We start from the raw sequence: 24,227 nt of genomic DNA, 5'->3' as shown, positions 1-24,227 counted from the left end.
CTATCAACCCGGCGCGGTTCAGTCTCGCATGATACTCGAAGCCATTCTGTGATTCCTAAGCGCTTGCCGGGTTGGCCCATCCATTAGCTCGATTGCAGGAGCTACCAAATCCTGATTGTAGCCAACATCCTTATCGCCGCCATACATCGAATGGAAGTCAAGTCCGTAAACTGGCCTCAGCGATTCGATAAAGCAATGACTTGCCGCAATTTTAAATGTCACACCGCCGGAAATTCTTCGGCTAGCTACTTCTGCAAATTCGTCAATACAATAGACAACGGGATCTACTCGCCCGGACACCATAGACTGAATCCAACGCGTCTCAAGATATCGCTTTGTTGCCAGCTCAATTGAAGTGAGAGACGCATGTTCGAGCATCTGGTGTGCTCTGATTATCAACGTAGCTGCCGGCGATTCGTGAATCTCTCTGACCTTCACGCCTGACGCTCGTTCTTCCAAGTGGTCGTATAGACCGATGCCATGGGATCCGGCAAAGGTGTTTAGCGTCATAATGGCCTTCACGATGTCCGTAACTTCAGCCCTTCCATTCTCATCGCTGAATTCGAAGCGCACCGGAAGACCCCCTTCGAATTCAATAGACACGCGAGCCTGTCCGCTTGGCGAAGGCTGAAGTTTCACCCATGCGAGAGCCTCGCGAGGAAGCGGAAAACTTAAATCGTCGAGAGGCCCTGCCTCAATCTCCCGTCCCCACATGTTCTCATCGATACTGTAAGGGTTCTCACGAGTCGCCGATACGGGAATGTTATGTTTCTGGGCGAACGCGATCTCCCTATCGCGATCGAGTTGATTATTACGAATAGGGGCGAGAATTTTCACGCCTTCCAAACGGGACAATATCGCATTATCAAACCGAAATGAATCATTGCCGCGGCCGGTCGCACCGTGGGCGATGACCGCCAAATTCCTCTCCTTTGCGATCTCCACCGCACAATCGCTGACAATCTGTCGACTCAACGAAGATGCCAAAGGATGCCCGTCGAAGTAGCGAGCATTAAGCCGAATCGCCTTTGATATATACCTCGCATAGAAATCAGACTTTACGTCTTTGAATAGATATTCAGCTCCCAAAGTAACAGCCTTACCGCCGATTTCATCAAAGTTTTCAACTTGGCCAACGTCGCATGTTAACGCGAGCACTGTTCCATTAAGCTCGTCGCGGATATATTTAATGCAACATGATGTATCCAGTCCGCCAGAATAGAGCAGTAGGTACGACATTCCTCTTGGCGCATTCGCGGCATTTAGAACATAATCCGCTAAAGGCGGGGTTGAGTTGCCAAATAGTCTGTTGTCCATATTAATATCTCCGGAGTTAGTAGCAGTGATATATGTATCACAGTTGGATGGCATTTGTTGCGTTATAGTTTGGATTATTGACAGATATTTTTGTAGCGCTACGAACGGGATTATTAAAAATTAACGAAGATGTGATGTCGTTCAACTACCTAGTTTGGTAGGCCAAACTGCGAGCAGTTTTTGTTATGTGGCGTGAGAAGTCGGCTCGGCCATTCGACCATGTGGCCGGAGCAGACAATGCGGGCGATCTGGACAGTTCTGGAGATCTCCAGCCGGGGAAGCAGACAACACCCATCAGTCGGCTGATGGGTGCGATCTCCGCTGTCCGATCTGGTGCTCGTGCCCGTACAAGGTCTCGTCCACGCTCTGCTTGAATTCTTCCTATCCGTCCTTCGCCGGAGGAAGGATCTGTTCGGACTGTGGTCCATTCCTTGGAACCAGAGCCCCGCCGGTTTGTTTGGCAGCTGCAGCGATTAAGTGAGGGCCGCGGCCCAGGACCACCGTTATAACCTCTCGGAAAGCATTGAGACGCAGGGCCGTTGCGATCTTGACCACGTTCCATGTGCAGCGATTCGATTCGACGACGCAGCTTCTAGCTGGCAGTGCGAGACTCACCAAGATTGATAGGTGCGCTGTAGGGAGTATAACTGTAGGACGTCTATGTTTATCCGCTGCAAACCCCAGAAATCGGCTATCAAGCGAGTTCTCGCAGGAGTTATGTTTTTAACAAGGGTCGTCCGATTACAATACGTTCGAGCCGCGTCCGGGTGTGCAAAGTAAATACACTTTATCGTGACAGGTTACTATGGCAGCCAAGCACTTTCTCGATCTGTCGGCCGTTTCCGCCCACGATTTGGGCGGAATAATGAATGACGCAATGTGGCGGAGGGCCGCAACCAAGGCAGGCGAGGCTGACAAGCCGCTTACGGGCAAGATGCTGGGGATGATCTTCGAGAAACCCTCCACGCGGACCCGCGTTTCGTTCGATGTAGCCATGCGCCATCTCGGTGGCGAGACTCTGTTGATGTCAGCTACTGAAATGCAGCTCGGCCGAACCGAAACAATCGGGGATACGGCAAAGGTCCTATCGCGCTACGTTGACGCAATCATGGTTCGGACAACTGATCACAAGCGGCTTCTGGAACTGGCCGAGCACGCTACTGTGCCGGTCATCAACGGCCTGACTGACGACACCCATCCTTGTCAGATTTTGGCGGACATCATGACTTTCGAGGACCATCGCGGTCCGGTCCGGGGTAAGACGTTTGCCTGGACGGGTGATGGGAACAATGTGTTGCATTCCTTTGTCGAGGGCGCGGCCCGGTTTGGCTACCGTATGAAAATTGCCGTCCCGCTCGGTTCGGAACCCAAATATAGGTTTCTCAATTGGGCTCGGAATCAAGGCGCCAGTATCATGCTCTGCCATGATGCGGAGAACGCGGTGACCGAGGCCGACTGCGTTATAACGGATACGTGGGTTTCCATGAATTCGGAGGATAAGGCGCCCGGACGCAACGTCCTCCAGCCCTTCCAGGTGAACAAACAGCTCATGATGCGGGCCAAAAGCAATGCACTCTTTATGCATTGCCTGCCCGCCCATCGCGGCCAGGAGGTAACCGACGAAGTCATTGACGGACCGCAGTCCGTCGTTTTTGACGAGGCTGAGAACCGCCTGCACGCGCAGAAATCCATACTGGCGTGGTGCCTCGGCGCCATATGATCCGCAGCCCGGCCGCTGAGCCATGATTTGAAGAAATAAAGGTGTATTCGCAATCGCGGAAAAGTGCGGATTCAAGCCGTCAGACCAGTAAGTGCCGACGACCAGGCTGGAGCAACAGCTTTCGTGGAATTGGGCACCCACCCCCTCAGCTCTCATTCGCGGAAGGCTTACTCGCGCACGCGAGGATTCAGCTCCCGTTGGCCGGAGCCGTGTGAAACCGCGCCAGCTTCAAAATGACTGCCGGTCTTGGTGATCGACTTTGAGGCCCCATATGCAATCGCAATCACCGACGCGCCACGTAGAAGGGCCAGCGGCTCTTTTAAGTAGATAACCCCAGAAGAGTTGCGATACCCGCCGCCCGATTGGCGCAACCGACAGCGCCCAGATGACCATCCAGTGTGCGATCAGCCTGGGATCTCGTCAATCTGAATGGGCGACGGCGCGAACCCGGCTTGCGCCCTGTCGGCATTCTTCGTGAGCTTTGCAAGCGTCATCGAGCTCGGCCCCACCAAGCATGTCGTGAACTACCGTCACGTCATTCATTCCCTGCGCCAGGCCGCACTCGCCCACGCCATCCAGGGCGAGCTCGATGCCGGAAACGTGCCGACGCTTGACGGCATGCGCCCCCGGTTCGCGATCCGGCCTGTGTTCCGCCAGATCAGCCTCAATCTGGGTAAACTAGTCGATTACGACAGGCTTATCGGCAGCAGCGTGGAGGCCACGGCATGAGACCCAACGATCCTGTCGATACCCCGCGCTTGTCCCTGACGCTCACCGATCTGCGGCTGCCGGGCATCGCCAGGCCCTGGCACACGGCGCTCCGGTTCTTCGAACAGCCTCTACCGGGTTGAAAGGCAGGCGCAGGACGAAAAGACGGACTACGGCGAAACGCAGGCCGATAGCATTCGCCGCTTTCGCCAGAAACACAGCGTTCCCATTCTGAATGCACTCAAGCAATGGCTCGACGATATCGAGCCTCAGTCAGTCTGACCGGACATGGTGGACCCGCGACCATCTTTTTGAGTGGAGCCCCGCTCCTGGGCGCTTCCCGCTGTCCCCTCGCAGGGACCTCGCACGGGGACAACGGTCCCCGTCCTTCCTTCCGAGCTGCCGATTCCGACGCGCGTCGTGCAGGATCAACGCGGATCCGCATGCGCGGATCGCCGCCGCCCCCCTCCCCACTTCCGCACGAGCTCGGGAGCGGGGCTCCTGCTCCTTGGCGGGTAGGGGGGTGGGACACTTTCTTCCACGCTATGAGCAGGTGGGGCAATGTCTGGGATATGCTGCGATGGAGAGCTTCTTATGCTCGCGCGGCCCAGCCGCTCCCGCGTGCGCTCGCTCTTCGGCGAGCACCCAACGCCCCGTCCATCTCGGCCTCGTGCACCCCCTGCATCACCGCGCGCATCACCTCATCACCTCGTGCAATCCATTCGGTCGAAAGCAGAATGTCCTTGTTAGCTCCATTGGCTGTGTTCATCTGGAAAGCTGACCCAGACGACGTCATCGCGGCCGTCAACTTGGCGCTCTAGCGTTCTTCGATTCGTTCTAAAGATCACGCATTCAAACCACCAGATCAGGTAGTCCTCATGGCTTTGCTCCTGAGTTACGATTGATGAGTAGTGCGAGATTGCCAATTCGATCCCGGCTTAGGGCGCGTAGTATACGCCGCCGGCCGGGCGAGCGGCACGACTCTCCATCCTACTTGAATTCTAAACAAGGAAGCAACGTATGAAGCTCAACAGTTACGATGAATGGTCGCACCTGCGAGAGGTGATCGTTGGATCTGCGGCAAATTACACGTCACATGAACGCGAACTCTCATTCGAATATTTCTTTCTTGACAATCTAAAAAGTCGCCGCGAGTGGTATTACCCACGGGTTTCGTCGGTCACTGCTCCGGGAAATGGGCCTCGGCGCAAGCAACTGGCCATTAAGCAGCGATACGTCGATGAGTTAAACGAGGACGTCGACGGAATTGTCTCGACGCTGCAGTCACTTGGTATAATGGTCCATCGTCCCCTTGAACTAAACCCATCTACGACGGAAATTGAAACCCTCGCCTGGAGGGCCGCTGTGATCCCGGCGCTCAATGTCCGCGACATGTCCCTGGTACTCGGCGACGAGATCGTTGAGACGGCACCGATGATGCGCTCGCGTTATTTCGAAACGCAGCTGCTGACGCCGATCTTCGCCGAATATTTTCGTAAAGGTGCTCGGTGGTCAGTGATGCCGAGGCCGATCATGACTGATTCCTCGTTTGATCCCACATATGCACAACTCACCGATGGAGGGCTGATGGAATCAATTAAAAACCCGCAGTCTGCGCCTTACGACGTCGGCTTCGAGATGATGATTGATGGCGCGCAATGCCTACGACTTGGGCGAGACGTCCTCGTAAATGTATCAACCGAAAACCATGCGTTAGCCTACAATTGGCTCCAGCGCCATTTCGAGGGGCGATTCAGGTTTCACCGAATAGACCGATTGAGCGACAGTCACATCGACAGCATGGTCTTAGCATTGCGCCCCGGCACACTGCTAGTAAGATCAGAACAGGTAGCTGACTATCTCCCGGATGATTTTAAAAAGTGGGAACTGATAGTCGCTCCGGACCCTCAGGAAAATAACTTCCCAATTTATGAAAGCGATGATCTTATTCTAACCAGCTTGTACATCGATATGAACGTGCTGTCCGTTAGTCCCGAGATGGTGATCGCGAATGAAGCCAGCCCAGAACTAATTCGCCTCCTAGAGCGTCACAAGTTCACGGTTGTGCCGGTGCGTCACCGGCACCGCCGGCTCTTTGGAGGTGGGTTCCACTGCTTTACACTCGATACCGTGAGGGACGGTGGTCTCGAAGAATATATTTAATCGGGTGCACTGCAGGTGCTGTGGATCTGATCTGGTCGTCTAAATTGCGGCATCTAAAATGGATTTGCTGAGACGCCGTACCAGTGCGTGCTTGCGTTTTCGCTATTCACGTTGGTTGGCCTCAGGCTGGAGAGCTTCAATGCGAAGGGCGCAGCCTGCTCAGACAGCGACTCAAGCCATCAACGGAATGGCTTGGCTCAAAGCAAGTTTCAGCTGGGTTGGTGTAGCTGACGGCATTGGTCGCCGTGCTCGCCGGGCAGGGGCCGGACTGATCAGGCGTCAAAGCCACGGCAGCTCTTTGAAGCCACCAGCGCCCTCGAGCTGGAGCCCCACGGGCCCAGGGCATTCTCGGTCGACCTACGCGTCAGAATTACGATGCCGCTCCGTTGAGAAATCCTCTCAACGGGCAAGCGCCGCGCCAAATTTCGACTCCGCCGCAGCGATCCGGGCAGGCCTCGTTGAACCGCCGGATGACGCACTACTTGAGAAGGCGCTGGCAGTCATCGAGGCGAACCTCCGCAGACATTCAACTGCGGTTGCCGAAGATTTCGCATTTGGAGGGACGAATGCTCAAGGAAAATAATACAGCGGATCACGCCCCCTCTCCCCATGTCCCCAGCCCATGGGACGATTTCGATGGCCTTGCCTACTATTACCAGTACCGTCCAGAGTACCCTTCAGCCGTTCCCGAGCAGTTACGGGTCATGCTTGGGGCCTCGACAGGCGGGACGGTAGTCGAGGTTGGGGCAGGAACAGGCCTGTTTACACGTTGTATATCTAATGCCCTCGGCCCTGCCTACAGGATCATGGCCCTTGAGCCTAACAAAGATATGCGCCGGCACGCGGCCTCACAGACACCTGACGGAATGCCGGTCGCCTATATGGATGGAGTTGCCGAAAATCTGCCAGTCGCTGACCACTCGGTTCAACTGCTCACGGCGGCCAACGCTGTCCATCGGTTTAACCGCCCAGTGTTTTATCAGGAGGCGGACCGCGTTCTGATGGCGACCGGTCTCCTGGCGTTAGTGCAATACAAACCTTTCGAACGGGGCAGTGCTTTTGCCAGCGATTTTCTTTCCGCCATTGAAGATGCGCTGCCAACTTATCGGAGGCACCGGCATTCGAAACCAGAAGGCGGTTATGCGGAAATCGACATCAGCGGGGAACTGAAGCGTCTGTCAGCTTTTCAAGATGTAGAGATGAAAGCTTTTGTATATGACGAGCAGATCAACCTCGAAACATTCATGCGTCGCGCTCTATCCTTCACGATCGTTCAAAAGGCTGTGGTTGCAACAGGCTGCTCACGCTTAATGGCACAACTGTATGAGGTCTTCGACAGACATGCCAATAAGAAGCGATTGGCTGCAATGCCTTACGAGGCGGAAATGATCACGGCCCGGCGCGTCGATCAGGGACAGAGCTAGATGTGAGCTTTCAGGAGGTTGTCCATTCGGACCGAACCGAGGAGACTGGAGTTACCAGGCTTCAGCACTCAGCGGAGGGTCCGAATGAACATCCACAAGAATGCCCGTCTCACGCCGCTGCGTCGAGAGGAGATGGCGCTGGCGGTGATAGAAGGCGGTTTTTCCAAAGCCCATGCGGCGCGGATGTATGGCGTGTCGGCCAAGATCGTGGCGCGTTGGACCGAGCGCTACAAGGCCGCAGGTCGTGACGGCATGGCCGACCGTTCGTCACGGCCCAACGTCATGCCGGACATGACCGAACAGGCAGTGGCCGAGCGCATCGTCGCCTTGCGCCGCCTACGGCTGACCGGCAAGCACATCGCCATGGAGGTCGGCGTCTCGCCTGCCACCGTAAGCCGGGTTCTCAGGCGTGCCGGGCTGTCGCGGCTCAGGGATATCGAGCCGGCCGAACCGATCCGACGCTATGAGCGCGAGCATCCCGGCGAGATGATCCATATCGACATCAAGAAGCTCGGACGTTTCAGCCAAGTCGGCCATCGCATCACCGGCGATCCGCAAAAGGGCAAGTCGCGCGGCGCTGGCTGGGAGTTCGTCCATGTCTGCATCGACGATGCTTCCCGTATCGCTTTCTCGCAAATCCTGCCCGACGAGAAAAAGGAGAGCGCCATCGCTTTCCTCAAGGCGGCGGTGGCCTATTACGCCAGCCTCGGCGTCACCATAGCCCGCGTCATGACCGACAACGGCTCCTGCTACAGATCGAAGGCTTTCGCCAACGCCTGCCGCGATCTCGGCCTCAAGCACGTCACCACAAGGCCCTATACGCCCAAGACCAATGGCAAGGCCGAGCGATTCATCCAGACGGCGCTGCGCGAATGGGCCTACGCCATAGCCTATCCGACATCCGATCACCGTGCCGCCGAACTGCCCGTCTGGCTGCACAGATACAATTGGCATCGCCCACATGGCAGCCTAAAATCAAAAACGCCTATCAGCCGCCTCGCCTTGACCGAGGACAACCTGTTGAGGCTCCACAGCTAGAGCACGTCTGTTTAATCCGGTTCATATCCTGCGGCGTTAAGGTAGTTGGTCGACCGTGAACAATCCGTGTCCTAAGCCGTAAGCTGCTTCGGCCGGATGTGAAGCGCAGCGATCAAGAGCCACAAAAATTGCTTCAGCCAAGTGAGCAGGAGGGAGAAGTTGTAGCCGGCGGCCGCCAGGATGGCGTTGATCGCACCGCCCTGGGCATGGGCGAGGTAATTGCGACCCATTCTGTGTTCGCTCTTGATTTGGCCGATCACCGGCTCGGCAGCCGATCGTCGTCGCATCTGGCGCTTGATGGCCGGTGTCACGCGGCGCTTCTGACCGGCGGTGAAGACCCTTAACATATGGCTTTGCGGCGCGTTATGGCCGCGGTAGCCGGCGTCGGCGAGGATGCGCTGCGTTTCGGATCCGATGATCCGTTGCATGTCCGGGATGACCGTTGCCAAGGTATGGCCGTCATAGGGGTTCCCGGCGAGCGCCATGGCGGCGTCAGGTCGTCAGCCCGTATTTCCATCTTACGGGGAACAGCCACCTTCCAAGGATATGATTGGTTCTCTGGGCGACTCGCTCCCGCGATTACCCGATGTGGATGGCTCCTGCTCGGCGTCGCATTGCGCCATAGTCGGGAAGTCATCATCCCGCATAGAGGGGCAATCCGTGTCGGCGCTTGCCACAGTCGGTATTCGACCTCGCAAAGAGTGTCTTCCAGGTCCATGGTGTAGATGAGAGCGGTCGGGTTGTTGTCCGCCGCCAACTTCGCCGCAGTCAGTTGCTGGCGTTTTCCAGAAGCGTCCGCGATGCCTGACCGGCACGGAGGCTTGCGCAGGCTCTCACGACTGGGGGCGCAGGCTTCAGGGGATTGGCATGCGTCCGGCTGATGCGATCCGGGGCCACATGACGGAGTTCGGTGTCCCGCACTCCACCGGAGGCAAGCAGAGGGTGGGCCGGCTCTCGAAGATGGGCAACCGTTATGTCCGACGTTTACTGTATCTGGGCGCGATGGCGCAGATCATGCTTAGACGCCGTAGGTTCAAGAGCGAGCCGGGATCGGATTGGCTATCAAGCATGTTGAACCGGAACAAGAAGGCGAAGGTCGTCGCCATCGCCTTGGCGCATCGCATGGCAAGAACAATCTTCGCCGTCCTCAGGGACGGATCGCGTTACGAGCCGCAGGCAGCCTAACGGGCTCTCGGATTGGTCAGGGAGAAGTGAGGTGATGGCGAACAAATGGAGACGAAGAACCAGGATACCCAGATCAATCCGAAGCGCCTCGAGCGCGCCATCCGCAAGGGACTCGACGTGGCACAAACCTTGTTGGTGGCAATCGCAGGTCATGGGCGGTGGTGGCGAGAACCGAGCAGCAGTTGAATGGTGCGCACGTCAGCGCCGGCCTCCAACAAATGGACGGCAAAGGCGTGCCGTAGGCTGTGCGGCGTGACCGGCTTGGACAAACCGGAGAGGTCGTGCGCTTTAGCACACGCATGTCGCACCGCATCCCTGGTGATCGGCTCGCCGGCGCGGTCGCCGGGGAAGAGCCACGCCACTGGTCGGCGCACCTTCCAGTAGCTGCGCAAGATTTCCAGGAGTTTGGGCGTCAGCATCACGTAGCGGCCTGCTCGACACGGACGACCATTCTCTGGCTGTCGCTGTCCGTGGGCTTCAGCTGAATCGCCTCCGAGATGCGCAAGCCGGCGGCATAGCACGTGGTCAGGATCGCGTGATGTTTGATGTCGAGCACACAGCCGAGGAATTGTTGAACTTCCTCGGGACCGAGGATGATCGGCAGATTTTGCGGCTTCTTCGGAAGCGGCAGAACCTCTTCAGGCGCCCAGTCCCTTTCGAGCGTCACGCTGTAGAGAAAGCGCACACCGCAGCGCTGGCCAGAGCCGAAGATGCGGCCGCGCGCGCTGCGCTGGTCGAGGCCGAACTGGCGGTCGCCAAAGCCAAGGCATCGGATGATGCAGCGCTGATCGCACATCAGCATCTGAGGATCCGGAAGCTGCAGCGGGCGCTGCATGGTCAGAGTTCTGAACGTTCCGCCCGCCTGCACGACCAGATGGAACTCACCTTAGAGGAACTTGAGAGCACGGCAACGGAAGGCGGAATCGCCGCCGAACAGGCCGCGGCCCGGACCACCGAGGTGGCGCCTTATGTGCGCAAGCGACCGACGCGCGCCAGCCATTTCCCGAGCATCTGCCGCGCGAACGCGTGGTCGAGCCGGCACCGACCGCTTGCCACTGCTGCGGCGGTCATCGGCTACGCAAGTTGGGTGAGGATATCACCGAGACGCTTGGTGGCGCGGCAATGGAAGGTGATCCAGCACGTGCGGGAGAAGTTCACCTGCCGCGACTGCGAGGCGATCAGCCTGGCTCCGGCGCCGTTCCACGCGACCCCTCGTGGCTGGGGCCGGTCCCGCCTGCTGGCGATGATCCTGTTCGAGAAGTTCGGCCAGCATCAGCCGCTCAACCGCCAGGCCGAACGCTATGCCCGCGAAGGCGTGCCGCTCAGCCTGTCGACGCTCGCCGACCAGGTCGGCGCCGGCGCCGCGGCGCTGATCCCGCTGTTCAAGCGGCTGCTTGCCATCCTGCACATGCTCGGCATCCACTCATTATCGATCACGATCAGTCGACATTGCCTGTTCATGGAACTCTCTCCTATACAGCTCTACTGTTTCAGCCCTTTCACGAACAACGGCTGAAAGGCGATGATCAAGAGCCAGCGCGATCGACTCGACAATAGCGTTGAGGCCCAATAGACTTTCCCAGGAGGAAGACGTCACGACTTTTGCTCGAAAGACATGCGTTGCGACTTCGGACGCTTCTGACATCAATTGATCGGTGAACAGGACAACGGTGCAGCCTCGCTGAGAGCATATACGCGCTGTCGTCACCACATCAGTACGGTGATGCCCGGTGTCAAACAGGGCCACAATGTCCTTCTTGCGGAGATCTATTATTCGGTCCACGCGCTCTTGGACCGCGGCTGGTATCTCAAAGACTGATCGCCTCATCTTTCTAAGATAATATAATAGATGGCCGGCGACAGATTTTGTTACGTCTTCTCCTAAGACGTGTATACTGCGCCGATCATCGGAGAACAAATCGACCACCCGTTCGACCAAAGCAGTGTCGAGCTCCGCCATCGTCGACCGCACAACCTCCTGCAGTTCATTGCCGTAGTGGCTCCCCGTAGCTAGAACTTTAATCTGCGGGTTCTTTATTCGGTGATTTTGGCTAACCTCTATCTCATCACGCAATGCGCTGCGAAACGTCGGATATCCATCGAAACCGAGCCTTGCGACGAAGCGAAGCACGGTGGGTGCGCTGACTTCGGCCTTCTTAGCGAATTCGGTCACGCTTGCCAAACCGACTGTTGGATATCTCGCAAGGAAAACCCGTGCGATGCGTTTTTCCGAACTGGTCATCGAGTTAACGGCCGCAGAGATGCGATCAGAAATCAAAATCTGCGGGCTTTCATCAACTTGCAACCTTATCCTCATGCGGAACCACCTTCGGCCATCGGAGACCACTTAATGGGGTCTGGTCGAGCAGCTTGACCAGTAACCCTCATCGATCGCTTCTAGTCAGCTCAGATGCGAGATTGGCAAAGTATCACCATCGACTCCATTTGTGCTTTCTCCAGATCGGCGGGCGCGCCATGCTTCTCGACCGGCCCAGTCGCCAGATTCACGAAATCGCAACCCTTGACTATGGAGGATATGGACACGAAGGGGGTGAGTTGGCCGTGGATACCCTGGGGGTCCGGCTCGACGGCTCAGGGATTGAGTGGTCCGGGACACCTTGATCCAGTCCGAGGAGATGAAAGATCAAACTAATCAGGCCCTTTTTCCGGCAAGCAGCGACCTCGGTTTCCATGAGCGTAGACATTGTATGATTTCTCTTCCCCGCGGTAAGTACGGAGGTCTGAGCACATGCCGTGCCAAAAGGCGAAAGCCACAAGAAAACAGAAGGATGGGTCTCGGACCGCAACTCTAAATGTTGGATTTGGCATAAAACGAGTCGCGCGAACGTTCGATTGCTTACGTGCCCGGGTGGGTAAGCGCTCTTTCCACGCACGTTGACGTCTCTTGTGATGACCGATCCCTTTCAGACGAATGCGACGCGGCCGGCCTGCTTCGCCGTTGCCGCGGCCGCGGAAAGCGCCAGCCGCTGCCGCCAGGCGCCGGCCCACCGCTTCTGCCGGCGGACCGCCGCGTCGAGCGCGCCGATGGCAGCGCCGGCGGCGAGCGCGACATCCTCAAGGGCATTTAGCCCCACGCCTTTCCCGCAAGGCTTTGCGCATTCGGGGTGGCCCGGCGCAGCCAGGCCGGCACCGTTGCCATCGGCGCGGTTGAAGGGGCACCGGCAAGCGTGGCGTGGTGGTGCGGAGAGGGTTTGTCACGCAGAATGCAAGCACGATGAATCATGGCGGCGCTTTTGGCAACAAAAATGGGCAAAAAGCGCTGCTCCTGTCGCGCCGATAACTCGAATGATAATTGCCTTATCAGTCGCTTAACTCTACTCTTTCCACTCGCAACAAGTTACCTGGATAACATCACTCGGCGGGCACACCCGGACGACGGTTCGGTGCAGCCACTCACGTCAATCCGGACAGTCCCGTCTTCTCGTCGCGACTATCCCGGTACCCGGAGTTGGTCACGGCGACCTGCTTCCGAGCCACCTTTCGAATAGGCCGAGCTCGGATCACCAACTCTAAAGCTCCGCGTGATTGCCTATTCGATAAACCCTCCGTCAAGATTGCAGCGGCTAGAAGCCGCCGCAGCCAAACCGTCACAGCGCCCGCCCAATCGAACCTGAAATCATACCGGCCGGCGGACTTGCAAGGGGGCTGTCAATGGAGCAGGCGCGTGAAAGAGCACATGAAATAGGTGTATCGCCAATATTTTCGTATTGCTCTAATCGATTATAGTTGTGAAGCGCAATTTCAGCCCGTTTACTTGCCGCTCAAGTCACGCATAAAAGAAGGTAGCACCGATTCGGTAGCTTATCCCCTGTCTTTTGCGTACTCGCGGCCCGTGGCGCCGAGTGGACGATTGAAGATCGCCGGTCTCACTAGCAGGTGGGCACAAGCGCCTGGGGGCGGTTGGCAAGCCACAGGAGTAGGACAAATGTCGAAGGATTCGGGTAAGGGCGATCACGGCGGCGGGCCAGGCAAGATCGAGATCACGGTGGTGGTGAACGGCCAGCCCACGCAGGTCGAAGCCAATCCCAACCAGCCCCTTCACGTCGTTCGTGCCAAAGCCCTTGAGAACACGCAGAACGTCGCCCAGCCGGCCGAGAATTGGGAATTCAAGGATGAGGCCGGCAACCTGCTCGACGTTGACAAAAAAGTTGGCGATTTCGGTTTCGCGAACATTGTGACCCTGTTCCTCAGCCTAAAGGCGGGTGTAGCAGGTGCCTGAAATCCAGACTGTGGACCCTGCGGTCTCGCGAGCGAAATTCGATCGGCATATCGGCTGGTTCCAAACACAAGCGGGCGCTTACCGGGCTCAGGGTTGTTTCCTGATCGAGGCGAGATTCCCTACTACCTTCTTCATCTTCGCACCGCCCAAGATAAGGCCACAGATAATCGGTGCAGCTGTCGAGATCGACTTCTCCAATTACGACCTCCGACCTCCGTCGGTAGTCTTCGTCGACCCCTTTACCCGCCGGCCGGTTGCCCGCAAGGATTTACTGCTAAGTATGCTCAGACGACCGCATCTACCCGGAACCCCACCGGATATGATTTCGGTCCTCATGCAGCAGAAAGCTCTGTCGCCATCGGACTTCCTCCAGGCCAACAGTGCGGAACATACGCCATTCCTGTGCATGGCAGGCGTCCGGGAATACCACGACAATCCAGCCCATTCAGGTGACTCATGGCTTCTCCACCGGGGTTCTGGCGAAGGCTGTTTGGCCTTTATCCTGGACAAGATCATCAAGTACGGGACCGGCCCCGTGGAGCAGATACAGTATCAGTTCCAAATCTCAGTGGGAGCGATGGTAGTACCCCCATCCGCCATCCCGGAATGAGCGTTTTGATGGATGTAACGACAGTGACGCTCCCGCGCCACTGCATCTCGACTGTGCATGCGCATCTGCGCTCGGTCGGTCGCGAGGGCAATGAGGGGATGGCGCTCTGGGTCGGCGTTCAGCAAGACCAGCATTTTGCCGTAACAGAGACCGTTATCCCGGCGCAGCGTCACATTCGGACGGGCGATGGTGTTTGCGTGATGGTTCCGGCCGAGGAACTGCACCGGCTTAATGTCTGGCTCTACAATAGCGGCCTGAAACTCTTGGCCCAGATCCATAGCCATCCGGGCCGAGCCTACCATTCGACGACCGACGATGCTTATGCGGTTGCTACCACGGTTGGGTGTCTGTCGCTGGTAGTGCCGAATTTCGCCCGCGAGCCTTTCGATTTTGCTCGAGTCGCCGCCTATCGGCTCGACGGAAAAGCCAACTGGAATGCGCTCCCTTCCGCGGCACTGTCGCGAATGATCACAATAACGAGTTGAACAATGGCACTCGCTAACTTCATCGACCGCGCCGCCACGGCGGCATCTCAGGTCCTAGCCGATTTTCATCTGGAGGACTTTAAAGCAGATCTTGAAAAGCAGGTCGTGGCCGTCGCCTTTGACGATCAAGCCGCTTCCTGCGCCGAAGGCCAGGCGACACTAGATCTTGCGGTGAGGTTGCTCGCCAGGCTCTATCCAGTTCTGGCGATATTCCCGCTGGGCAGCGCGGCAAGCTCTCAAGCCCAAGCGCTGGAGCGCTTGGCAAAGTCGATAAATCCAAAAGTTGGCATCCGGCGTTCCGGCAAGTCTGCCACCATCTGCGTAGTTGCAGGGGTGACGCGCCCACCACTCCGGTGCCCGACCTTTTTCATGGGATCGGACGGTTGGGCGGCAAAGCTGTCGCGTACGGACCCGGTGGGCTCCGGCTCGAGTTTGCTGCCCTATGGAGCTGGCGCCGCCAGTTGCTTCGGCGCCGCCAACGTCTTTCGAACCATCTTCGCCGCCCAGCTGACCGGCGCCGAGTTAGACGAAACCATCGACCTCTCGTTATACAGCTACGACAAGACCAAAGCCGGCGAGGCAGGCCCGATCGACATACCTGTCGACCTTGGCGAAACGCACCTCGTTGGGCTCGGTGCGATAGGCCATGGCTCGCTTTGGGCGCTAGCGAGACAACCAGGTCTCACGGGTCGTCTGCATGTAATCGATCACGAAGCAATCGAACTCTCAAACCTGCAGCGCTACGCCTTGGCCGGCCAGGCGGAGATTGGCATGTCCAAGGCGGTTCTTGCAGCCACCGCCTTTAGATCGACGGCCCTTGGGGTCGAGGCGCACCCGCTGACGTGGGCAGAATATGTTGCGCGCCAGGGCGACTGGGTCTTCGACCGAGTGGGTGTGGCGCTTGACACCGCCGCCGACCGTCTGGCGGTCCAAGGTGCTCTGCCCCGATGGATCGCGAATGCCTGGACGCAGGAGCACGACCTCGGCATCTCGCGGCACGGGTTCGATGACGGCCAAGCTTGCCTTTGTTGCATGTACCTGCCGTCCGGGAAATCCAAGGACGAGCACCAGCTGATTGCCGAGGAACTCGGAATACCGGAAGCACACGAGCAGGTGAAAACGCTCCTGCAGACCAATGCCGGAGTTCCCAACGACTTTGTAGTTCGGGTGGCTACAGCGATGGCTGTGCCGTTTGAACCGCTAGCCCCGTTTGTTGGCCAGCCCCTGCGTTCCTTTTATCAGCAGGCTATCTGCGGCGGTCTGGTGTTCCAGCTCAGTGATGGAAGTCGCCGCGTTCGAACCGTGGTTCCGATGGCCTTCCAGTCAGCGCTTGCCGGGATTATGCTTGCCGCCGAGCTCGTCAAACATAGCGCCGGTTTTCCCGTGGGCCCGACGACGAGCACTCGGGTGAATCTTCTGCGCCCACTTGGCTCCCACTTGCACGATCCGAAGGCCAAAGATTCCAGCGGCCGCTGCATCTGTAGCGATGACGATTTCATTGCCGCTTACAGGCGCAAATACGGCAAGCGCGTTGAACAGCTAAGCGATGTCTCCGCCCCCTAAGCAGACGCGGATATCTCGATCCCAGGGCCGGCGGCTTGTGCTCGTGACGAGGGCGAACTACACGCTGGGCCCGCTCCTCTGCCGACCTATCGTCCATGATATCCCCTCCCCGCTCACGATCCCGGACACCTTCTTGCCGATGTGCCGCTCGAGCACCGGCCGCCATGGTACCAGCGTGAATTCGCGACTTTTCAACGACGGCATATTTTCCGCTGGCGAGCTCGACGGACCGGCGTAGCGTACCCTCTACTCGTTCTCCAGACCGGGCTTCGACACAAGGCAGTCCCGGCAACACGGTTCAGCTCGCGCTGGCAGCATCGCAAGCATGTTGGCGCGGTAGACGGACCGATTCTGCTCTTCATGCGCGAGGCCTTGCGCGATCAGCCACTGCCGCCGGCGGACTTGCGCTTCCCGTACCTCACCGCCAAAGCCGGAGTTGCGCAAGGCCTCCGGTCGGTCGGCAACGAGCGGCTGGTCAATCCAGGTGGCGCCGTCAAAGCTGACCTGTCGCTCCAGCGAATCCGCAGCGTGATGCGCCTCTTTGCGGATCGACGAACACCCCGCCATCATGACTCGGGTAGCGTGCCGCCCCTTCAACCTGCGTCGCGTGCCGAGAGAAATCCCCCGCGTAACCAAGCAACGAGTTCGATGGTGTTAGCAAAAATCTTCTTGCATCCTGCAATAATCATGGGATTGTCGCCGGAGGGTAGCAATGTGCGATCATCGGTCTTGAGACCAAGGCACACCTTGTTGAGCGCCCGACCGTAGCCAATTTCAAATGCCACGCCTTCATCAATCGTGCGACCGTCCAGTACAGCAACGATATAATTGCACCTCCTAATCGCATTGATGTCCGCCTCAAACACCAATTGCCTCGCAGCCTCCAATGGCATCCCTCCATCGACTAGATCGCGCATGAGCTTTCCGTCGCGTTGAGGAAGAAAAACGTGCGCCATAGGCTCAAGAAGGCTTGTCAGCCGCTCATTGAAGCTGCGCTCAATGTCATTGAACAGTGGCGCTGCCAGATAGATACGCATGGACGTTCGAGCATCATTCATAGCGGGCGATAATCATGTTGAGCTCGGTCGGTTCATATTCCTCGAATAGAACGTGCCGAGCCACCTTGCGAGCAACGTCACCTGGACTGTTCTCATCGGTTGAGAGGACAAACGACGGATTGTAGATCATTTTGAGGGTCATAGTCTGTGCATCAAAATAGGGTTGCTTGCCCGCCTCCTCCGGAGGGCGACCTCGCGCCATATTTCGCTTCACTAGCGTCTTGGAGTCCGCCTCGATAAAAATGATCTCTCCTTTCTGAAGAGGCTGATCTCGAGTTACTAGATCGCGCAATGCATGAGACTTTACCTTGTTCTCGTCATCGCCTTTAGAGAAGGCATAAAGATCCAAAGGGGCACGATCCATAAAATGAAGCCCCGCCGTCGCCGCATGCATACGGCGATTCTTCTCCTTCAGTTCAGAATATATGAATTGATCTACGATTTTCTGCTGATCTTCAGTGATCTTACTTGACGCCATATACATTTCACGAGGAGGTGGCCGTGTCCATTCTTCGTGTGTTTGAAAGCATCGCAAGTGCTCGAGCAATGTCGATTTCCCGGAGGCGACAGGCCCCACTATATAATAGTGATACCGAGAGCGCCGATCCTTTCCAAGCGTTTCCACGGTTTCGCTGAACCCTCTTTCATCAAGATTAAGAATATCGAGAAAATCTCTGATCTCAGCAGACGTGAGAAATATCGTTACCAGGTTATAGAGCTTGAGATTGGCCTCGAATATGTCCTGTCTTCGCGCCTCTGATAGGACCCCTTCTTCTTTAATCCAGTATATCATATAGTGATGGTTAGCTGGGCTCTTATCCCGGTTGAGGCGTAGGTAATTTTTGAGTGAGCTATCGGCAAGCAAATGACCAATCAACAGCATTGTGTTTTGAACAAAGCGAAGGAACAGATACTCAGAACTGACACCGGGGGAACGTGCACGAGCATCCGCGAAAGAATCTTCCGTGAATATCAGTTGGGGGCTGCGCTTCTTAAGGCTGACACGGGGCAATATTCCATTGACGTGATAAACTGTCGTCAGATTCCCTCGATCGGTAAGAGGCGGTTGCCAAGTGACGCTTAGGGCGTTACCGGACTCGCTGCCAAAAGCGCTTTGCTTTACCTGCTCCCCTATCGCATCAGCCAGAAGATCGTCGAAGTTGAAATTTATTACCAGTGATACTTTGCGAGACAGATCACGCAGCTGTGCGAGATAGGGATGCGTTTGTATGACCTCGGCGATTGTTTGCGGGACCTTCTCATAGATCGCCTTGTGAATAGCGTCGCCCCATTCATATTCGACCGTTGCGGACCTAAGCTCTGCCGGCTCCGTGACAGGACATGCCCCCCTGAAGCGATGATAGATGATCTGTCCGAGATATTCAGGTTGGAGTCCCGCCGCAACGTGTGCTGCTAAATCATCAGGGAGGCCGCCCTGAATCTCCGCAAGCCTTTTCAATAGATCCTGCCACCCGGGCACCTTGGCGTCGATTGAAATTCCGGCTCCAGTCACCAGGTTCAGCCGTTGCAGTCTCAGCCTCTGGTAGAGGTGGCACAAAAATCGCGGGAGACGCGGCTGTCGCGCGATGGCGGCATGAAGGTCACTAACCATTATTCAGACCTCGAAATATCGAGGCGACTGAGCCCGCTGCGGCTGGATCATATTTCCCCCCGATCCCACGGATGTTCCATAGTCCAGATTGGCGGATTTGCGCTACAGGAGATTTGAGGCCGAGCCAGTCAGGACCGGGACAATCAATTGTGCGCATTGATTCGCTAAATAGTGCAATCAACTGCATCTCGACCTTAGCGCGCAAGCTTTCCTTGCTAGGTTCGTCATCAACTTCAAGCAGAACCACCTCTAAGTCCTGAAGATATCGCGAGACCGCAAGCTCATGCGCAATCTCCAAACTCTTCACCTCGGGGCGCGCGTCCTGACCCTCACCCCAAGTCGCAAGGCTGCCATGGCCGGGGCCGGCCTCCAGCATCGCTATACCAATGTGCAGACGGAAGATGGAGCCACGATGGTTGCCGATCTGACTGGAAGGTCCCAGGTGATTGCGCAATCGACCCCGCAGGGAAGCCTGCGAGCCAGCGCTAACTGCGTGGGTACCGATCCGCACCACTCGGAAACCAGCGCCTCGGAAGTTCCGTTCGGCGCCGTCCAGGAATATGTAGACCCCGCGTTTTGGCACGGATCTCGATGAAAGTTCCCTGAACGAGAACACACGGTCCGCTATACGCTCTTCACCAATCCAATTATAGAGCCGATCCAGGTCCTGTATCCTTGCGGCCATTCGTTTTGCTTCCGCTAGCCAAATGGCGTGGTCAGAGTATTCAAGGCCCAACCAGGGCGCGACGATATCCAACGGAGAGGCCCTGGCCCTGTTCAGCTCCAGCAACGGCATACTGTATTCGTTAGCAGCAAGCAGCGTCACCTGCCTGCTTTCGGCACGAGCAGCAAGCGCATCAAGCACCTGCTCAGCCCAATCGCGTTGATTGGCTTCAGGCAGATCGGGGAGATGGAGATCATACGGCGCGATAACCATCTCGCCCGCGACGATCCCGTGTTTGCCCGACAAAATTGCGTACGGCGCGCCGAGCGATCGAACAAGATTGATGCAACTTTTGAATCGGTCCGAAGTATAGAGCTGATCTGCGGGGGCGGCTTCTTGGCGCTTCTTTCGGCCGCAGCCAATGACAATGAGTGGAACGACGCCGTTGCGACCGAGCACAGCTTCTCGGAGAAGCATTGTCGGAGGCTCGAACAGTTCGCCCTGCATCACGCCAATCCTCTGGCTGCAGGATCATCCGCGGCTTTCATGCTGTGGAATGGCTTGGCAATAGCGAGTCGACAAAGGAGCAGACCAGCCGTTAACGCCACCGGGGTCCGATCGACAATGATTCGACGAATCCTTGCGGAGCCTACGTCATGGCTATCACGCAGTGATCGACCGACCTTTAGCTGAACAAGCCTGTGATAAACAGGAGCCCCAGCGGCATACGGCTTTTTGGTAAGGCTCGCGCACTGCCAAGGAGCACCGGGCTGCGTCCGTGTGCGTGTAAGATCGGGTGCAAATCCCATGCGCCTAACTACAGCCGATCTGTTTGTCGCCACCGAACTCGCCAAGGCTGCCGCGCCGCGTGGCTTCTTAGCCGATAGGCCTACTCGTGCGAAAACCGGGCTGACTTGAACATCGAGGATAGGCAGCTCAGCCGGCAACGTGGCGATGCCCCCCAGACAGTCCAGGACCTCCTCATGCTTACGACTCTTGGAGATGGAATTGGGTTTCCTGCCGAGGAGAGATGCGGATTCTCGGACGCTCAAACCCGTCTTGCCAAATCCGTCAATAGAGTCATCATAGGACATGATCGAGCACAGCTTCTCACACGGTTCTGTGATTTTGCTGCATTGAATCATGTTCCCCCCTGGACGCTCAAGGCGCTGCTTGACCGGCTCGTGTGACCCCAAAGATCATGTAATTGAGAGCGATGGGGGAAGCGCCGCTGAGCTTGGGAGCGACAGTTCCGCTCTGCCTGCTAAAGACGAAATCGCTCCAATTCCAGCCGACCTCATTTGTCTGCACAACGACATATGAGCCTAACCGCAATTTGGCGGAAGTGGCAGTTTTCGAGAAATCCAAGCCCAGACCGAATGAAAAGACAGGCCGGTTGTTGCCTTGCTTCTCGATCGCACGAACAACGCCCTTGGCGAGCTGAACGAAGGGCACTAGCACGGGCTGCGCGGTGGTCAGAAGCGATAGCCCTTCCTTGAAAGCAGAGTTATCCAGCGCTTCCACCAGCATGTCGGTTCCGCCGCTGCGAACGTTGATGGTGCGCCCTTCGAAGCTCAGGCCGTCGTTGCCAATGTTCACTCCGACGAAGATGGGCAAGCTTAGCAACGGGGCTGCGCTACCGTCAGTGGCGATGGTCTTCAACGCAAATCGCATCTCCTCCGACTTGCTCCCAGCCTGGTTCTTCCCCGTAAATTCGCACAGTATCTCGTGGCGGCCGGAGCCCGGATAGTTGTGAACGTAGAACCGATCGAGGGTGATTTTCAAACTCGCGCCTTGGAGCTTTTCATCGGGCGCCATCGACGTTGCGTGAACGATGTCCAGTCTATCTCCCGCCGAAGATCCATTCTCGGGAATGAACCCGATCGCCGCGCCAGTGTTAGCCCATTGGTCGTTGGTGAAGAAGGGAACGCTGATCGCCTGACTTCGAGCCCCCAGCTGATGGAAACGGGAAGCCGCTTCGTGATCGCCGATTTCCTCCAGATAGGCGGCGATCTCCAAAGGATGCTTGGCTCCGATGCAATCTGATTTGTCGAATTCCATTCGGTCCCCTTTCAAGCACGTACGCGCGGCCTTGGCCGGATGGCCTCGCGAACGGAGGCGTAAATATCCTCCCGCACGGTGGCGCCGACTTCCAACGTCACCGCGAGCGCATAGGGAACCGCAGCCTGCTGGAAATTCCGGTGGTTGGCGCGCGCCTGGACTCCTATGAACAGCCCGCTGGAGTCCATGAAGGCAGTGCTGTTGCTTCCCTCAAGGATGAAGTGCGCCACGGTTCCGCGCCTTATATCATCCGGATGGGGCTGCATGATCGTCTTCACACCTCGCCAGAACTTACGCTTTCCGTCCTGGTCGACGACGTCCAGCATCACACCTCGATAGGCGATGGAGGTTGGATGAATCGGGGGCAGCCATGCGAGCGTCATCGTGATCCTACGGATCTCCCTTGAGCGGATCATGCTCGTTGGGATTGGAATGCGGTACTCGTGAAGCTGCTCGTGGCTGATCTCATCATCGGCAAGCAGGGTGACACGGTTGACCGCACCTGATATCACCCGCTCGACCGTCGGCTTGCCGTATCCTAGGAATTTCGTGACCGTTGCCCTGCGCCGCCGCCATTGTTTCGTACCCGGCGGTGGATAGGAGGCGTCCAGCAAGGTCCCGGCATCGCCCCACTGGGAGCCGTGCACCAGCAATGCTTTCGTGGCGAGAGCCGCCCTTTTGAAATCCCGCAGGCTGACCCCATCTTCGGCCAGGACCTCCTCGAGAGCGTCGACAATCTGGATACCCGAACGCGTTACGAGAGCTGCTGCGTTGCTCGTTCCGGTCGAGCGACGGGTACGCGTAACAGATCCTGCCGAAGGGTCGGGTGCTGCCGTCTCCAGGCCAATGTGTCCGATCTCGTCCGGCCAGACGAGGTGCCCATCGGCGTGATCGGCCGCCCTAGCGACCTGCCGACCTCCAATGTCCACAATTTCCGGCTTGAGTGAACGATTGATCCCGGGGCCGATCGCCGATCCGAGATTTGGAACGCCAATCGGCGCGAATGGGTCAATAGTGTCCGAAGGGCAGGCGCCAGCCCCGTCCGCATGCACGGCACCCACGCTTAGGACATTCATGGCCTCGGCAGGGCTGAGCAGACCGCGAATGCCCTTGCTTGCCTCGACCGCACGAATGAGCGCGATCTGTCGTTCCAGGGGCGAAGCTGCGTTGAACGATGCCTGATCCTGATATCCGGAGGGAAACCGTGCTGTTATGTTTCCGGCGCTGACGACGAACAGGATGCCGTATTTGTGCGATAGCCAGTCAAGCAGTCGCGCCCAGGGAGTTGGCCGACGCACGAAAGGCCCTTCTGCGTCGCAGATGGAGTGATTGATGATCAGGACGTCAGGCCCCGCCGGCCCAGCCTGCTGGTGCTCTTCCTTCAGGGCAAAGACCGCCCGAAAGATGATGCCGATAGGAAGAAGGTCCTGGTGGGTACGCTCGTCATTGAGATGCTGTGGTGCGGCCAGGACAGGAACCACCTTGAGCCTTCTCGTCAGTGGCGCCTCTCCATTTGCCAGATCGCCGTGGATGATCAGGGAAGCAATCGCAGTACCATGATATCGCCGAGCGACGGGAACCGAGGCGCTCGGCACGTCAACCTCGATGACATCCACCCGCCCATCCAGCAGGGCGTGGTTCTGCATTGGATAGCCATCCAGGATCGCGGCCACCGCGGGACGCAGTCCGTCATTTGCGCCCTCACGCAGGCTAGTCACCGCAGAGTCCGGCTCGGAGAGAGGCCTGGTGGCGTATAGCGACTGGGGCCGGATCGACATGATCGGGTCGGCATTGGCCAAGCGCCCGGTGCGGGAGCTGATCGCGCTAGCCTGTTGGGCCGGGACCTCAATCAGTGCCACTTGGTACCGGATGGGCTCGATCGTCACGAAATCGACAATTCTGCCACCCACCGCTGAAAGGATGCCCTCGAGCGCCTGCTTCGCATTCTTGCGGAGTTCCTCGTTCTCGTGGAACCACAGATCGAGTTCAAGCCGCACCGGCGCCTGCGGATCCTTCGCGAGACGGCGGTGGATGAAGAACTGGGTGGCCGGTTCAATCCTGTCAGAAGCATTCCACACCCGGATTTTGGAAAGGTAGCCGAATATTTTCCACCAATCCTTTTCGTCTTCGCGAGGCGATAGCTTCGACTCGAACCGCCGCCACATGGCAAGCAGCTGGCGCATGCCGTTTTCGGTCGGCATGGTGAGGTAGAGGCGAGACATAGCGGAGTCGGCATCTCCCGCGTCGTCCTGGTCCGCATCGTCATCAGTGACAGGGTCGGGGTCTGAGCCGACATAGTCCTCGGTCAGCCACTCGAATCCAAGCTGCTCGGCGGCCGCAACGAACCGCTCGACCGGACCGATGGTTTCGAACACCAAG

Annotated in this window: 15 protein-coding genes and 9 pseudogenes; 13 read left to right on the top strand and 11 right to left on the bottom strand. The window is 57.5% G+C overall.

Annotated elements, in window-relative coordinates:
- Positions 1-18 precede the first annotated feature (18 nt).
- Positions 19-1,317, bottom strand: coding sequence for an argininosuccinate synthase (gene argG, locus J1C56_RS30505; protein WP_214393666.1), 1,299 nt, complete (start codon positions 1,315-1,317; stop codon positions 19-21).
- Positions 1,318-2,122: 805 nt separating this feature from the next.
- Here argG and argF point away from each other — a divergent pair.
- The 7 genes and pseudogenes from argF (at position 2,123) to J1C56_RS30470 (ending at position 8,370) form a co-directional block, all read left to right on the top strand.
- The gene (gene argF / locus J1C56_RS30500) at positions 2,123-3,037 is read left to right on the top strand and encodes an ornithine carbamoyltransferase (protein ID WP_214393665.1); all 915 of its coding nucleotides are present in this window, start codon (positions 2,123-2,125) and stop codon (positions 3,035-3,037) included.
- 495 nt (positions 3,038-3,532) lie between these two features.
- Positions 3,533-3,766 (top strand): annotated as a pseudogene (locus tag J1C56_RS30495) (IS21 family transposase); the annotation flags it as partial.
- Positions 3,763-3,852 (top strand): annotated as a pseudogene (locus J1C56_RS30490) (IS21-like element ISRm9 family helper ATPase IstB); the annotation flags it as partial. The pseudogenes J1C56_RS30495 and J1C56_RS30490, both read left to right, overlap by 4 nt.
- Positions 3,841-4,018: pseudogene (locus tag J1C56_RS30485) on the top strand (IS66 family transposase); the annotation flags it as partial. The pseudogenes J1C56_RS30490 and J1C56_RS30485, both read left to right, overlap by 12 nt.
- Positions 4,019-4,765: 747 nt before the next feature.
- Complete coding sequence (locus tag J1C56_RS30480; RefSeq protein ID WP_246592169.1) at positions 4,766-5,908, top strand: hypothetical protein; 1,143 nt, start codon at positions 4,766-4,768, stop codon at positions 5,906-5,908.
- A 566-nt stretch (positions 5,909-6,474) separates the two neighbouring features.
- Positions 6,475-7,332 (top strand): class I SAM-dependent methyltransferase, encoded by an 858-nt coding sequence (locus J1C56_RS30475; RefSeq protein WP_214393664.1) that lies wholly within the window; start codon positions 6,475-6,477, stop codon positions 7,330-7,332.
- An 84-nt stretch (positions 7,333-7,416) separates the two neighbouring features.
- A complete protein-coding gene (locus tag J1C56_RS30470) occupies positions 7,417-8,370 on the top strand; it encodes an IS481 family transposase (protein WP_214393663.1) in 954 nt (317 codons plus the stop codon).
- Between the two features lie 71 nt (positions 8,371-8,441).
- On the opposite strand, the pseudogene J1C56_RS30465 reads toward J1C56_RS30470, so the two are convergent.
- A pseudogene (locus tag J1C56_RS30465) lies at positions 8,442-8,858 on the bottom strand (IS5/IS1182 family transposase); the annotation flags it as partial.
- A gap of 172 nt (positions 8,859-9,030) precedes the next feature.
- Here J1C56_RS30465 and J1C56_RS30460 point away from each other — a divergent pair.
- Positions 9,031-9,555 (top strand): annotated as a pseudogene (locus tag J1C56_RS30460) (transposase).
- Here the strand turns inward: J1C56_RS30460 and J1C56_RS30455 are convergent.
- Positions 9,552-10,240 (bottom strand): annotated as a pseudogene (locus tag J1C56_RS30455) (tyrosine-type recombinase/integrase); the annotation flags it as partial. The pseudogenes J1C56_RS30460 and J1C56_RS30455 overlap by 4 nt on opposite strands.
- A gap of 9 nt (positions 10,241-10,249) precedes the next feature.
- On the opposite strand from J1C56_RS30455, the pseudogene J1C56_RS30450 reads away from it, so the two are divergent.
- Positions 10,250-10,984 (top strand): annotated as a pseudogene (locus J1C56_RS30450) (IS66 family transposase); the annotation flags it as partial.
- Here the strand turns inward: J1C56_RS30450 and J1C56_RS30445 are convergent.
- Both J1C56_RS30445 and J1C56_RS30440 read right to left on the bottom strand, forming a co-directional pair.
- Entirely contained in the window at positions 10,982-11,872 is an 891-nt protein-coding gene (locus J1C56_RS30445) for a MurR/RpiR family transcriptional regulator (RefSeq protein WP_214393662.1), read from the bottom strand. The pseudogene J1C56_RS30450 and the gene J1C56_RS30445 overlap by 3 nt on opposite strands.
- A 619-nt stretch (positions 11,873-12,491) precedes the next feature.
- Positions 12,492-12,715, bottom strand: a pseudogene (locus J1C56_RS30440) (DUF1403 family protein); the annotation flags it as partial.
- Positions 12,716-13,501: 786 nt separating this feature from the next.
- Here J1C56_RS30440 and J1C56_RS30435 point away from each other — a divergent pair.
- From J1C56_RS30435 to J1C56_RS30420, 4 genes are read left to right on the top strand one after another with little or no spacing between them, the layout of a single operon-like run.
- Entirely contained in the window at positions 13,502-13,795 is a 294-nt protein-coding gene (locus tag J1C56_RS30435; protein WP_027033387.1) for a DUF2604 domain-containing protein, read from the top strand.
- Complete coding sequence (locus tag J1C56_RS30430) at positions 13,788-14,405, top strand: putative metal-binding protein (protein ID WP_214393661.1); 618 nt, start codon at positions 13,788-13,790, stop codon at positions 14,403-14,405. The genes J1C56_RS30435 and J1C56_RS30430 overlap by 8 nt, the downstream gene beginning before the upstream one ends.
- Before the next feature lie 8 nt (positions 14,406-14,413).
- Complete coding sequence (locus J1C56_RS30425) at positions 14,414-14,890, top strand: Mov34/MPN/PAD-1 family protein (RefSeq protein ID WP_224713146.1); 477 nt, start codon at positions 14,414-14,416, stop codon at positions 14,888-14,890.
- A gap of 3 nt (positions 14,891-14,893) precedes the next feature.
- Complete coding sequence (locus tag J1C56_RS30420; RefSeq protein ID WP_214393660.1) at positions 14,894-16,453, top strand: E2 ligase fold family C protein; 1,560 nt, start codon at positions 14,894-14,896, stop codon at positions 16,451-16,453.
- A gap of 57 nt (positions 16,454-16,510) precedes the next feature.
- Here J1C56_RS30420 and J1C56_RS33835 read toward each other — a convergent pair.
- From J1C56_RS33835 to J1C56_RS30390, 6 genes and pseudogenes are all read right to left on the bottom strand, one after another.
- Positions 16,511-17,020, bottom strand: a pseudogene (locus J1C56_RS33835) (DUF3363 domain-containing protein).
- 26 nt (positions 17,021-17,046) lie between these two features.
- A complete protein-coding gene (locus tag J1C56_RS30410) occupies positions 17,047-17,490 on the bottom strand; it encodes a nucleoside 2-deoxyribosyltransferase (protein ID WP_202324009.1) in 444 nt (147 codons plus the stop codon).
- Positions 17,491-17,503: 13 nt separating this feature from the next.
- On the bottom strand, positions 17,504-19,123 hold the full coding sequence (locus J1C56_RS30405; protein ID WP_214393659.1) for an SIR2 family protein: 1,620 nt from the start codon (positions 19,121-19,123) through the stop codon (positions 17,504-17,506).
- Entirely contained in the window at positions 19,116-20,294 is a 1,179-nt protein-coding gene (locus J1C56_RS30400; protein ID WP_214393658.1) for a GIY-YIG domain-containing protein, read from the bottom strand. Before J1C56_RS30400 ends, J1C56_RS30405 begins: the two co-directional genes overlap by 8 nt.
- A 654-nt stretch (positions 20,295-20,948) precedes the next feature.
- Entirely contained in the window at positions 20,949-21,848 is a 900-nt protein-coding gene (locus J1C56_RS30395) for a hypothetical protein (protein ID WP_214393657.1), read from the bottom strand.
- 11 nt (positions 21,849-21,859) lie between these two features.
- Positions 21,860-24,223, bottom strand: coding sequence for a S8 family peptidase (locus J1C56_RS30390; protein WP_338001535.1), 2,364 nt, complete (start codon positions 24,221-24,223; stop codon positions 21,860-21,862).
- Positions 24,224-24,227 lie beyond the last annotated feature (4 nt).

Origin of the sequence: Aminobacter anthyllidis (assembly GCF_018555685.1) — a bacterium.
GTDB lineage: Bacteria > Pseudomonadota > Alphaproteobacteria > Rhizobiales > Rhizobiaceae > Aminobacter > Aminobacter anthyllidis.
The sequence above is the reverse complement of the archived record's forward strand: the minus strand, read 5'-3'. Positions and strand labels throughout refer to the sequence as shown.

Bases quoted from the DNA above. Each gene is read 5' to 3' on its own strand.
- J1C56_RS30420 (WP_214393660.1), top strand. From the start codon at position 14,894: ATGGCACTCGCTAACTTCATCGACCGCGCCGCCACGGCGGCATCTCAG.
- argF (WP_214393665.1), top strand. From the start codon at position 2,123: ATGGCAGCCAAGCACTTTCTCGATCTGTCGGCCGTTTCCGCCCACGAT.
- J1C56_RS30400 (WP_214393658.1), bottom strand. From the start codon at position 20,294: ATGCAGGGCGAACTGTTCGAGCCTCCGACAATGCTTCTCCGAGAAGCT.
- J1C56_RS30410 (WP_202324009.1), bottom strand. From the start codon at position 17,490: ATGCGTATCTATCTGGCAGCGCCACTGTTCAATGACATTGAGCGCAGC.
- J1C56_RS30405 (WP_214393659.1), bottom strand. From the start codon at position 19,123: ATGGTTAGTGACCTTCATGCCGCCATCGCGCGACAGCCGCGTCTCCCG.
- argG (WP_214393666.1), bottom strand. From the start codon at position 1,317: ATGGACAACAGACTATTTGGCAACTCAACCCCGCCTTTAGCGGATTAT.
- J1C56_RS30395 (WP_214393657.1), bottom strand. From the start codon at position 21,848: ATGGAATTCGACAAATCAGATTGCATCGGAGCCAAGCATCCTTTGGAG.
- J1C56_RS30470 (WP_214393663.1), top strand. From the start codon at position 7,417: ATGAACATCCACAAGAATGCCCGTCTCACGCCGCTGCGTCGAGAGGAG.
- J1C56_RS30435 (WP_027033387.1), top strand. From the start codon at position 13,502: ATGTCGAAGGATTCGGGTAAGGGCGATCACGGCGGCGGGCCAGGCAAG.
- J1C56_RS30475 (WP_214393664.1), top strand. From the start codon at position 6,475: ATGCTCAAGGAAAATAATACAGCGGATCACGCCCCCTCTCCCCATGTC.
- J1C56_RS30480 (WP_246592169.1), top strand. From the start codon at position 4,766: ATGAAGCTCAACAGTTACGATGAATGGTCGCACCTGCGAGAGGTGATC.
- J1C56_RS30445 (WP_214393662.1), bottom strand. From the start codon at position 11,872: ATGAGGATAAGGTTGCAAGTTGATGAAAGCCCGCAGATTTTGATTTCT.
- J1C56_RS30425 (WP_224713146.1), top strand. From the start codon at position 14,414: ATGGATGTAACGACAGTGACGCTCCCGCGCCACTGCATCTCGACTGTG.